General features: G+C 67.7%; 11 protein-coding genes and 1 other RNA gene. 10 read left to right on the top strand and 2 right to left on the bottom strand.

All coding sequences use genetic code 11. The features are described from left to right. Positions 1-20: 20 nt before the first annotated feature. The 6 genes from ACZYZ9_RS02010 to ACZYZ9_RS01985 all read left to right on the top strand — a co-directional run bounded on the left by ACZYZ9_RS02010 (position 21) and on the right by ACZYZ9_RS01985 (position 3,734). The gene (locus ACZYZ9_RS02010) at positions 21-758 is read left to right on the top strand and encodes a zinc ribbon domain-containing protein (RefSeq protein WP_463824523.1); all 738 of its coding nucleotides are present in this window, start codon (positions 21-23) and stop codon (positions 756-758) included. Further along, a complete protein-coding gene (locus tag ACZYZ9_RS02005; RefSeq protein ID WP_463824522.1) occupies positions 755-1,882 on the top strand; it encodes a bifunctional RNase H/acid phosphatase in 1,128 nt (375 codons plus the stop codon). The genes ACZYZ9_RS02010 and ACZYZ9_RS02005 overlap by 4 nt, the downstream gene beginning before the upstream one ends. A gap of 52 nt (positions 1,883-1,934) precedes the next feature. Beyond that, an RNA gene (rnpB, locus tag ACZYZ9_RS02000) (RNase P RNA component class A) lies at positions 1,935-2,344 on the top strand. 138 nt (positions 2,345-2,482) lie between these two features. Beyond that, entirely contained in the window at positions 2,483-3,085 is a 603-nt protein-coding gene (locus ACZYZ9_RS01995; protein ID WP_463824918.1) for a DsbA family protein, read from the top strand. Between the two features lie 38 nt (positions 3,086-3,123). Further along, on the top strand, positions 3,124-3,354 hold the full coding sequence (locus ACZYZ9_RS01990) for a type II toxin-antitoxin system Phd/YefM family antitoxin (RefSeq protein WP_463824521.1): 231 nt from the start codon (positions 3,124-3,126) through the stop codon (positions 3,352-3,354). Further along, positions 3,351-3,734, top strand: a complete 384-nt coding sequence (locus ACZYZ9_RS01985; RefSeq protein ID WP_463824520.1) for a type II toxin-antitoxin system VapC family toxin — start codon at positions 3,351-3,353, stop codon at positions 3,732-3,734. The genes ACZYZ9_RS01990 and ACZYZ9_RS01985 overlap by 4 nt, the downstream gene beginning before the upstream one ends. Before the next feature lie 18 nt (positions 3,735-3,752). On the opposite strand, the gene ACZYZ9_RS01980 is transcribed toward ACZYZ9_RS01985, so the two are convergent. Continuing rightward, positions 3,753-5,288: a CYTH and CHAD domain-containing protein gene (locus ACZYZ9_RS01980; protein ID WP_463824519.1), complete on the bottom strand. Its 1,536-nt coding sequence runs from the start codon at positions 5,286-5,288 to the stop codon at positions 3,753-3,755. Between the two features lie 107 nt (positions 5,289-5,395). Here ACZYZ9_RS01980 and ACZYZ9_RS01975 point away from each other — a divergent pair, with 107 nt between their 5' ends. Beyond that, the gene (locus ACZYZ9_RS01975; RefSeq protein ID WP_463824518.1) at positions 5,396-5,617 is read left to right on the top strand and encodes a hypothetical protein; all 222 of its coding nucleotides are present in this window, start codon (positions 5,396-5,398) and stop codon (positions 5,615-5,617) included. 8 nt (positions 5,618-5,625) lie between these two features. Here the strand turns inward: ACZYZ9_RS01975 and panB are convergent, their stop codons facing one another. Then, positions 5,626-6,468 carry a 3-methyl-2-oxobutanoate hydroxymethyltransferase gene (gene panB, locus ACZYZ9_RS01970; protein ID WP_463824517.1) on the bottom strand — a complete coding sequence of 281 codons (843 nt, stop codon included), beginning with the start codon at positions 6,466-6,468 and terminating at the stop codon, positions 5,626-5,628. A gap of 257 nt (positions 6,469-6,725) precedes the next feature. On the opposite strand from panB, the gene ACZYZ9_RS01965 reads away from it, so the two are divergent. From ACZYZ9_RS01965 to glnA, 3 genes are all read left to right on the top strand, one after another. Then, positions 6,726-8,285, top strand: a complete 1,560-nt coding sequence (locus ACZYZ9_RS01965) for an alpha/beta hydrolase (RefSeq protein WP_463824516.1) — start codon at positions 6,726-6,728, stop codon at positions 8,283-8,285. 148 nt (positions 8,286-8,433) lie between these two features. Further along, positions 8,434-9,993: an alpha/beta hydrolase gene (locus ACZYZ9_RS01960; protein WP_463824917.1), complete on the top strand. Its 1,560-nt coding sequence runs from the start codon at positions 8,434-8,436 to the stop codon at positions 9,991-9,993. A gap of 67 nt (positions 9,994-10,060) precedes the next feature. Then, positions 10,061-11,401 carry a type I glutamate--ammonia ligase gene (glnA, locus tag ACZYZ9_RS01955; protein WP_463824515.1) on the top strand — a complete coding sequence of 447 codons (1,341 nt, stop codon included), beginning with the start codon at positions 10,061-10,063 and terminating at the stop codon, positions 11,399-11,401. The last annotated feature ends 54 nt before the right edge of the window (positions 11,402-11,455 follow it).

Raw genomic sequence — 11,455 nt, 5'->3', positions numbered from 1 at the left:
CCGAGAGCTGGAGATCACGCATGAAAGCCGAAGTAGCACAACAGCGTTCGCTACTCGAACTGGCCACCTTGGATGCCGAGCTGTCCCGGCTGGCGCATCGCGCCGACCACCTGCCACAACGACAGGACTACGAGCGGGTACACGGCGAACACGCCGCCGCCAGTGACCGGTTGGCCGCGGTGCGGATCGCCATCGAGGACTTGGACGCCCAGGTGGCGCGTTTCGAGTCCGAGATCGACGGGGTGCGCAAACGCGAAGACCGCGACCGCTCGCTGCTTTCCTCAGGGGCCACCGACGCCAAGCAACAGGCTGACCTGCAGCACGAGCTGGAGACCTTGCAGCGTCGCCAGGCCAGCCTGGAAGATTCGCTGCTCGAAGTGATGGAACGACGCGAAGAGTTGCAGGCGCAGCACGACATCGAGTCCGGTGCCATCGAGGCCTTGCAGAGTGACCTGGCCGCCGCCCAGCAGGCCCTGGACGCCGCCCTCGCCGAACTCGAGCAGACCCGCGGCGAACACCGCGCCCGCCGCGAGGAGCTGGCCGCGGGGCTGGACGCCGAGCTATCGGCGCTCTACGAACGCCAGCGGGCCGGGGGAGGCCCGGGGGCCGGGCCGCTGCAAGGACACCGGTGCGGAGCCTGCCGGATCGAGATCGGCCGAGGCGAACTCGCCCGCATCACCGCGGCCGCCGAGGACGAGGTACTGCGGTGCCCGGAATGCGGCGCTATTTTGTTGCGAGTCAAAGGTTTTCAGCAGTGAAGGTGGTCATCGAAGCCGACGGCGGATCGCGCGGCAACCCCGGACCCGCCGGGTACGGCGCGGTGGTGTGGTCCGCCGATCACCAGACCGTGCTGGCCGAGTCCAAGCACGCCATCGGCCGCGCGACCAACAACGTCGCCGAATACCGTGGCCTGATCGCCGGCCTGGACGACGCCGTGAAGATGGGCGCCACCGAGGTATCGGTCCTGATGGACTCCAAGCTGGTGGTCGAGCAGATGGCGGGCCGGTGGAAGGTCAAGCACCCGGACCTGGTGGAACTGCACGCCCAGGCGCAGTCACTGGCGGCGCAGTTCCGTCGGATCAGCTACTCGTGGATTCCGCGGGAACAGAACGCCTACGCCGACCGGCTGGCCAACGATGCGATGGACGCCGCAGCCCAGACGGATCGCCGGGTCGACAAGGTCGTCGTGCCGGTCACCGAATCCGCCCGCAAGGGCGTCAGCGAAGCCTCCACCCTGTCCACCGTCGGGCCGGGGTGGACCGGCGCCCGCGGCATCCCCACCCGACTGCTGCTGCTGCGGCACGGGCAGACCGAACTGTCGGTGCAACGCCGCTACTCCGGGCGGGGTAATCCGCCACTGAACGAAGTCGGTTGGCGGCAGGCAGGTTTGGCGGCCCGGTACCTCAATCAGCGGCGCGGGATCGCCGCCGTCGTCTCCTCGCCGCTGCAGCGCGCCTACGACACCGCGACCACGGCGGCCCGGGCGCTGGGCCTGGACGTGACCGTCGACCAGGACCTGATCGAAACCGACTTCGGGGCGTGGGAAGGGCTGACGTTCGCCGAGGCCGCCGCCCGCGATCCCGACTTGCACCGACGGTGGCTCTACGACACCGGCACGGTCCCGCCCGGTGGGGAGAGCTTCGACGACGTGCTGCGCCGCGTTCGTCGTGCGCGGGACCGGATCATCGCCGCCCACGAAGGCGAGAACGTGCTGGTGGTCTCGCACGTCACGCCGATCAAGTTGCTGCTGCGCATGGCGCTGGACGCCGGGTCGGGCCTGCTGTACCGGATGCACCTCGATCTGGCGTCGCTGAGCATCGCCGAGTTCTACCCGGACGGCGCCTCCTCAGTGCGCCTGGTCAACCAGACCGCATACCTGTAGCCGCTGGCCTCTGGCCGTGGCTGAGCTCAGCGAGTACCGTGTTCGTCGCGGACGAGTTGGCTGGGCGACCGCGGCACGGGCTCGGGCAGCGCTGTGTCGAGGAAAGTCCGGACTTCACAGAGCAGGGTGATTGCTAACGGCAATCCGAGGTGACTCGCGGGAAAGTGCCACAGAGAACAGACCGCCACCCTTGCGGTGGTAAGGGTGAAACGGTGCGGTAAGAGCGCACCAGCATCCCGGGTGACCGGGGTGGCTAGGCAAACCCCACCCGAAGCAAGGCCAAGAAGGTCGCACCGACCGTGCGGCTGCGCAGACGTTCGAGGGCTGCTCGCCCGAGTCTGCGGGTAGGCCGCTCGAGGCACCCGGCAACGGTGTGTCCAGATGGATGGTCGCCGCTCTGCCGCCGTTGGTCACCGCCACGGCGGTGGGGAACAGAATCCGGCTTACAGGCCAACTCGTCCGCTCCGCGCCGGCCCACCTGACCCGTCCGACATGATGGTGACCATGACAGCGAGCGTCACCAGAACCTCCGTCGTGAAACGGTCCGCAGGTCAGTCCATCGCCGTCGCGGTGACGCTCGGTCTACTGGCGGCACTGGTGATGTGGACCCCCGGTGCCGGACGCGCATCCGGCGCCGATGCCGCGCCGGCCGGGGACATCCTGTCGATCGGCGACCCGGCGGCGCCGGGCCAGATCGAGTTGTATCTGGATCCGCTGTGCCCCTACAGCGGGAAGATGGTGCGCGAGCAGGGCACCGAGATCGGTCGCCGCATCGAGACCGGTCGCCTCCACATCGAGCTGCGACTCGTCAACTTCCTCGAAAAGTATTCGGCCAGCGGCACTTACGACAGCCGTGCCAGCTACGCGGCCTTCATCGTCGCCGATCACTCGCACTCGAGCGACGTCACCTGGCGATTCATCGAGCAGATCTTCTCCGCCGATCAGCAACCGAAGGAAGAAGGTCCGACGGATCTGAGCAACGAGCAACTCGCCGGTCTGGCCGACCATGCCGGGGCGCCGCCGTCAGCGCAGGAATTGATCAAGCTCGGCCTGCCCATCCCGTACGACGCGCGCGTCATCGCCGCGCACAATCTCGCGTTGCTGCGCGCCCTGCCCGATCCCGGTGTGCCCAAGGTCGTCATCGGCGGTGAATCCGTCGACGGCAACTCTGATTGGCTGAACCGTCTCCCGGCGTTGAACTGACTTAGTCTGACTAGACTAAGTCAGTTAGCCTGGTCGTCATGGCGACCGTAAATATTCACGAGGCCAAGACCCATCTGTCGCAGCTGCTGGCCCGCGTCGAAAACGGCGAGAAGATCACGATCGCGCGGGCCGGCAAACCGGTGGCCGATCTGGTGCCGCACTTGCGCACCGACATCGCCTTCGGCGGGCTCGCCGGCCAATTCGGTTACGACACCGAACGCTTCGATGACACCGATAGCGACGTCAACGCATTGTTCGGCATCGAATGAACGGGGTGTTGCTGGACACCCACGTCCTGATCTGGCTCCTGGAAGACAACCCGCGGCTGGGGACAACGGCGCGCGCTCACATCACGGCGAGCCCCGCCGTATTCGTCTCGGCCGCCAGCACCTGGGAGCTTGCCATCAAGGCGGCAATCGGCAAGCTCACGCTGCCGGACGACCTCGACCAGTCAATAAGCCGATCCGGACTGCAGGACCTTTCGATCACCCGTCACCACACCCTCGCGTTCGAGCTCACCTCGCTACCGCACAAGGATCCATTCGACGCGATCCTCGTCGCCCAGGCGGCCGTGGAGCGGCTCGCCCTGCTCACTGCGGACGCGAAGCTCCTGGCGGCAGTTCCTGATGCCCTCGACGCCAGGCTCTGAACGTCCGCGCGCTTCGACTCAGCGCCGGGCGCGCCGCACCGCCTTGTCCAGGTCGCGCAGCGCCGAGTCCAGCTGTGCGGTGCTGGTTTCCGCGATCTCGGTCTCACGTTGGTAGAGCAGACCGTAGGTGAAGGTGTCTTCACCCGCGGCGTGCGCCGCGTCGGCCTGGGTGAGCAGGTGTTCCCGGCTGACCGCGCTGTCCTGATGGTCGCCGAGCAGACTCTGAATGACCTTGGCCTGCTGAGCGACCTGATCGTCGCCGGTGGCCGCCGCCGTGTACCGCAATCTCTTGGCGCGCTTGCGGATCACGTGCAGGGCTTCATCGGCGTCCACAATCTCGTCCGCGGCGGCTTCGTCGCTGTCAGCCGCCTGTCTGGCGGCCTCGGCTTTCTGCACGGCCTTGCGCACCCGTTTGTAGGCGGCATCGATGGTCACCGGCGCCGGTTCCGCACCGGCGGCGGGCACCGGGCGCTCAGCCACCACTTCGTCCAGCGCGTCGAGCAGGCGGAAGTACCGCTTGGATCGCATCGCGACCAGCGAGCGCCGCAGCCCGACCTGGTAACGCCGTTGCGCGCCCTCGACCAGCCGGTCCCACACCGGCCCGCGCACCAGCGCAGGATCAAGTGCGTTCAGTTCCCGCTCGTAGCGTTCGCCGAGCACCTCGGCGTCGCGGGCCAGGCCCAGCACCCCGGCGAGTTCGCGCAGTTCGTCGAGAATCCAAGCGCCGTCGGCCAATCCGAAGGAATCCTGCGAGTCCTTGAGCAGGCTGCGGATCTTGCGGGTGATCACCCGCAGCTGGTGCACGGAGTCGTAGACGTCGGCGCGCACCGCGCGATCCCAGGCGACCAGCTCCTCGACATGCTTGGCCACCGCCCGATGGACCGGGTCCGTTGCGGTCGGGGCGTCAGCCGGCTTCGCTTCGCGATCGAGCACCCGGGCCAGCTTGGAACCGTGTCCGGCCGGCGCCGCCCCGGCATCCAGCAGCCGATTGCTGAGCCGGTCCAGCAGCTCCTGGTTCGCTCCCTGCCCATCGTCGGTGCCGGCAAGCTCGAGCTCCCACTCGTGCCACTGCTGCTCCTCGGAGTCGGCGGCCGACCATGCGGTCACGTGGTCATCGCAGAACTCTGCCAGCGCCGCACCCTGCCCGTCGTACAGCACCTGACGCTCGCGCCGCGTGGTGATGCGGGCCACCGGTTTGACCGGCCGGTCCCGCACGATGGCCAGCACCACATCCAGCAACTCGGCCGGAACGGTGTCGCTGTCGGACGCCTCCAGCGAGGCGTGGATCTCGGTACGGGAGTCCGGTCCGGCGGGCAACTTCAGATGCCAACCGGCATCGGACCCACCGGTGCGGCGGCGCAGGGTGATCCGGTTGCGGGCCAGGTCCTGTCCGGCGGTGTCGTAGTAGACCGCATCGAGTTCCTGCACCGGCGGCTTCTCGACGCGGGCCACTGCCGCGATGCCTTCGAAGGACGGCGACACGGTCGAGTCGATCACGTCGAACTTGCGCTCGACTTCCAGATGTCGCGCCGACTTCGACGCTTTAGCAGGCATTTGATCTCCAGGGAGAGGACCGGGAGCCGTCCGCTGTTCGTGCGGGGCCAGGGACGGCATCCATAGATTGCCACATCAGGGTTAACGAGCCGACTAGCGTGGGTGCCATGACTGAGCAGTCGTGGAACGTCGTGATCGGTGAAGCGGACGAGCAGAGCACGGGAGTGCCGCCCGTGCCGACCACCGTGTACCAGGGCGACGAGTCCGGTGCCCGAGCCGCCTACGACGAGTTCAGCGCCAAAGCGGACGCGTCCGGATACCGCTACGTCATGTTGCGCGACATCGGCGAAGTGATCGAGCTCTGGGGTACCCCACCGGCCGTCGGCTGAGCGAACCGCTAGAAGCAGTGCTCTTCGGCCGGAAACGTTCCGCTGGCCACTTCTTGCGCGTATTGCGTTGCAGCACGGCGCAATTCACCGCCTACGTCGGCGAACCGTTTGACGAAGCGAGCGGCTTTGCCGCCACTCATCCCGGCCATGTCCTGCCACACCAGCACCTGACCGTCGCAGTTCGGCCCGGCACCGATGCCCACGGTCGGAATGGTCAGCTTGCCGGTGATCTGGGTGGCCAACTCCGCGGGAACCATCTCCATCACCACGGCGAACGCACCCGCTTCGGCAACGGCGATCGCGTCGGCGACGGTCTGTTCGGCGGCGTCACCGCGGCCCTGAACCTTGAACCCGCCCAATGTGTTGACGCTCTGCGGGGTGAACCCGATGTGCGCCATCACCGGGATGCCCGCGGCGGTCAGACAGGCAATCTGCTCGGCGACCCGCTCACCACCCTCGAGCTTGACGGCGTGGGCGCCGCCTTCCTTCATGAACCGGGTGGCCGAGGCCAGCGCAGCCGCCGGTCCGCCCTCGTAGCTGCCGAACGGCAGATCGGCGACGACCAGCGCGTGCGGGGCACCCCGCACCACCCCGCGAACCAGCGGGATCAACTCGTCGATCGAGATCGGCACCGTGGTGTCGTAGCCGTAGACGACGTTGGCGGCGGAATCACCGACCAGCAGCACCGGGATGCCGGCCTCTTCGAAGACCCGTGCCGTCGAGTAGTCGTATGCCGTCAGCATCCCCCACTTGTGGCCTTCGGCCTTCCATTTCTGCAGGTGGTGGGTGCGGATCTTGGGTCGCGGCGCCGAAACTGCAGCAGAATTCGAACCGTAGACGTTCTCAGACATCGTTGTCCTAATGTGGTGGTCGGGTCGATCCTCGTGGCCCTGCACAGGGTCCCCGGGTTCGTCTGACCCCCACAGTCTGCCATCTGGGCGATCCCGACGCATCGTGGTGTTCGCCACGGACCTGCCCGTTGAAGAAGGCAACGGCCGCCCGCGCGGGACTGGTCTCAGTGGGGTAGTGGCCGGGGTGCGAACCCAGCCCGCCCCGAAAATCGGCCGCTGACCAGGTCCGTGCAGGTCCTCTGGCACCATGGTGAGCCATGTGCCTGACTCGCCGCGCCGAGATCGCGCGCCAGCTGCTGGTCTGGGCCGTCCTGGCCACCGTGGTGTCGACCGTGGCGGGCTGCGTTCACGTGGTGGCCGGGCGCGCCCGCATGGCGGAGCCGCGGCTGGGCGCGCCGGTGGTGTGGACACCGTGCCGCAGCTCCAATCCCGCCGCGAAGATCCCCGGCAACGCGATGTGCGGCAAGCTCGCCGTGCCTGTCGACTATGACCATCCCGACGGTGACGTGGCTGCGCTCGGGTTGATCCGTTTTCCGGCGAGCGGGGACAAGATCGGCTCGCTGGTGATCAACCCTGGCGGTCCGGGTGAGTCCGGCATCGAGGCCGCGCTCGGCATCTTCTCGACGCTGCCCAAGCGGGTGCATGAACGATTCGATCTGGTGGGCTTCGATCCGCGCGGGGTGGCGGGCTCGCGGCCCGCGATCTGGTGCAATTCCGACGCCGACAACGACCGGCTGCGAGCCGAGCCGCAGGTCGACTACAGCCAGGCCGGCGTGGACCGCATGGAAAACGAGACCAAGCAGTTCGTGCAGCGTTGCGTGGACAAGATGGGCAAGAACTTCCTGGCGAACGTCGGGACCGTCAACGTCGCCAGAGATCTGGACGCCATCCGCAAGGCGCTTGGTGACGCCAAGCTGACCTACCTCGGCTACTCGTACGGCACCCGAATCGGTGCGGCCTACGCCGAGGCCTTCCCGCAGAACGTGCGGGCGCTGATCCTGGACGGCGCCGTGGATCCCAACGCGGACCCGATCGAGGCAGATCTGCGCCAGGCCAAAGGATTTCAAGACGCGTTCAACGATTACGCGGCCGACTGTGCCAAGGATTCGGGCTGCCCGCTGGGCGACGACCCGGCCAAGGCCGTGCAGGTCTACCACGACCTGGTGGACCCGCTGGTCGACCCCGACAACCTCACCGTGGGCCGGCCCGCGAAGACCAAAGACCCGCGGGGCCTGAGCTACAGCGACGCCATCGTGGGCACCATCATGGCGCTGTACTCGCCGAACCTGTGGCGGCACCTGACCGACGGTCTCAAGGAACTCGCCGACGAACACCGCGGCGACACCATGCTCGCGCTGGCCGACATGTACATGCGCCGCGACTCACACGGCCACTACAACAACTCCACCGACGCGCGGGTGGCCATCAACTGCGTTGACCAGCCCCCGATCACCGACCGCGCCAAAGTCGTCGACGAAGACCGCCGCGCGCGCGAGGTCGCACCGTTCATGAGTTACGGCTCGTTCACCGGCTTTGCGCCACTGGGCACCTGCGCGTTCTGGCCGGTACCGCCGACCAGCCGCCCGCACGCCGTCAGCGCTCCCGGCCTACCGCCGACGATCGTCGTGTCGACCACGCACGATCCGGCCACGCCGTACAAGGCCGGCGTCGACCTGGCCGCCCAACTGAAAGGGTCGTTGCTCACGTTCAACGGAACCCAGCACACCGTGGTGTTCCAAGGGGACGGCTGCATCGACGACCACATCACCGACTACCTGATCAACGGCACCACGCCGCCGGCCGGGGCCAGCTGCTGACGCGCTTGCGCCGTCGACTGTGAACCTCGCGACGCCGCGACGGAGTGTCGCGTCGTGAGACGCACGCTCGGCGACGCACCGCGCGCTGCGCAATAGCGACCAAGGCGTAACCATTTCGCGTCCTGCTGCGGTATTCGACAATGAGACGATTTCGGCCATGTTGCGCCTGAGAACGGTGAGCTCGGCGCTGTTGTCGTGTGGTCTGGTGTTCTGCGGGCAGCCGTTGCCGGTCGCCGGGGCCACGCCCGAACCCGATACCGGGCAGACCCAGATGCCGGCAGCACCCGCCGCGGCACCACAACAGAGCTGGGGACCCTGCCGCGAATTCATCAGCGACACCACCAACATCCCCACCGCGCAGTGCGCCACCGTCGCCGTTCCCGTCGATTACGACAAACCCACGGGGCAACAGGCAAAGTTGGCGGTGATCCGGGTTCCCGCCACCGGTCAGCGGATCGGCTCGCTGTTGGTCAACCCGGGTGGCCCCGGCGCGTCGGCGGTGGACATGGTCGCCGGCATGGCACCCCAGCTCAAGGACACCGACATCACCCGGCACTTCGACCTGGTCGGGTTCGACCCGCGCGGCGTCGGCCACTCCACCCCCGAGTTGCGTTGCCGCAGCGACGCGGAATTCGACGCCTACCGGCGTGACCCGATGGTGGACTACAGCCCGGCCGGGGTCGCGCACATCGAGCAGGTCTACCGGGAACTGGCCCAGCATTGCGTCGACCGGATGGGCCAGGCGTTCCTGGCCAACATCGGCACCGCGTCAGCCGCCCGCGATATGGACCTGGTGCGGCAGGCGATGGGCGACGAACAGATCAACTACCTCGGCTACAGCTACGGCACCGAGCTCGGGACCGCCTACATCGAGCGGTTCGCCCCGCACGTGCGGGCGATGGTGCTCGACGGCGCCATCGACCCGACCATCGGGCCCATCGAGCAGACCATCAACCAGATGGCGGGCTTCCAGACCGCGTTCAACGACTACGCCGCCGACTGCGCAAAGTCCACCGCGTGCCCGCTGGGCACCGACCCGGCCCAGTGGGTCACCCGCTACCACGCGCTGGTGGACCCGTTGGTCACCACCCCGGGCAAGACCTCCGACCCGCGCGGGCTGGGCTACGCCGACGCCACCACCGGCACCATCAACGCGCTGTACACCCCGCAGCACTGGAAGTACCTGACCAGCGGCCTGCTCGGGTTGCAGCGCGGCACCGATGCCGGGGACCTGCTGTTGCTGGCCGACGACTACAACGGCCGGGACAAGCAGGGCCACTACGACAACGGCCAGGACGCGTTCAACGCGATCCGATGTGTCGACGCGCCGACCCCCACCGATCCGGCGTCCTGGGTGACCGCCGACCGGCGCCTGCGCGAAGTGGCGCCGTTCCTCAGCTACGGACAGTTCACCGGATCCGCCCCGAGAGACATCTGCGCGCTGTGGCCCGAGCCGGCGACCTCGACACCGCACGCCGCGGCACCGGCCCCGCCCGGCAAAGTCGTCGTCGTGTCCACCACCCACGATCCGGCCACCCCGTACCAGGCCGGGGTCGACCTGGCCCGTCAGCTCGGCGGGCCGCTGATCACCTTCGACGGCACCCAGCACACCGTCGTCTTCGACGGCAACAACTGCGTGGACGCCGCCGTGGCGCGATACCTGCTCGATCTGACGCTGCCGCTGCCCAATTTGCGGTGTCAGGCGTGAGTGCCGCAACGCGCCTGGCGTGGCGTGCGTAACACGGAATTAACAGAGCGTGCCTAGTGTGCGGGATATGGATCGACAGAAGGAATTCGTCCTGCGCACGCTGGAAGAGCGCGACATCCGCTTCGTCCGGCTCTGGTTCACCGACGTGCTCGGGTACCTCAAGTCGGTCGCGATCGCCCCAGCCGAACTAGAGGGCGCTTTCGAAGAGGGCATCGGCTTCGACGGGTCCTCGATCGAAGGCTTCGCGCGGGTCTCGGAATCCGACACCGTCGCGCACCCCGACCCGTCGACCTTCCAGGTACTGCCCTGGGCCACCAAAGCCGGCCACCACCACTCCGCGCGGATGTTCTGCGACATCACCATGCCGGACGGCTCGCCGTCCTGGGCAGACCCGCGCCATGTGCTGCGCCGCCAGCTGCAGAAGGCCAACGATCTCGGCTTCTCCTGCTACGTGCACCCCGAAATCGAATTCTTCCTCCTCAAGCCCGGTCCCGAGGACGGCACCGAGCCGGTGCCCATCGACAACGCCGGCTACTTCGACCAGGCCGTCCACGAATCCGCGTCGAAGTTCCGCCGCCACGCCATCGACGCCCTGGAGTTCATGGGCATCTCGGTGGAGTTCAGCCACCACGAAGGCGCCCCCGGCCAGCAGGAGATCGACCTGCGTTTCGCCGACGCGCTGTCGATGGCCGACAACGTGATGACCTTCCGCTACATCATGAAAGAAGTCGCGCTGGACGAAGGTGTCCGCGCGACCTTCATGCCCAAGCCCTTCGGCCAGCACGCCGGCTCGGCCATGCACACCCACATGAGCCTGTTCGAGGGCGACGTCAACGCCTTCCACAGCGACGACGACCCGCTGCAGCTCTCCGAGGTCGGCAAGTCCTTCATCGCCGGGATCCTCGAGCACGCCTCGGAGATCAGCGCCGTCACCAACCAGTGGGTGAACTCCTACAAGCGTCTGGTGCACGGCGGCGAGGCACCCACCGCGGCCTCCTGGGGGGCCGCCAACCGCTCCGCCCTGGTGCGGGTACCTATGTACACGCCGCACAAAACGTCGTCGCGACGCGTGGAGGTGCGCAGTCCCGACTCGGCGTGCAATCCCTACCTGGCGTTCGCAGTGCTGCTGGCCGCCGGACTGCGCGGCGTGGAGAAGGGTTACGTGCTCGGACCGCAGGCCGAGGACAACGTCTGGGACCTCACCCCGGAGGAACGCCGCACCATGGGGTACCGGGAGCTGCCGACCAGCCTGGACAACGCGCTGCGCGCCATGGAGTCCTCCGAGCTGGTAGCGGAGGCGTTGGGAGAGCACGTTTTTGACTTCTTCCTACGCAACAAGCGCACCGAGTGGGCGAACTACCGCAGCCACGTCACGCCGTTCGAGCTGCGTTCCTATCTGTCGCTGTAGCTGATCCCCGACCGGCGCGCCGGAACCGCGGCGCGGTTGCGCTACCGTCAGTGG

This window comes from Mycobacterium sp. IDUB_28 (assembly GCF_055419285.1).
Note: the sequence above shows the minus strand (reverse complement) of the source record. Positions and strands in the feature narration are given on the sequence as shown.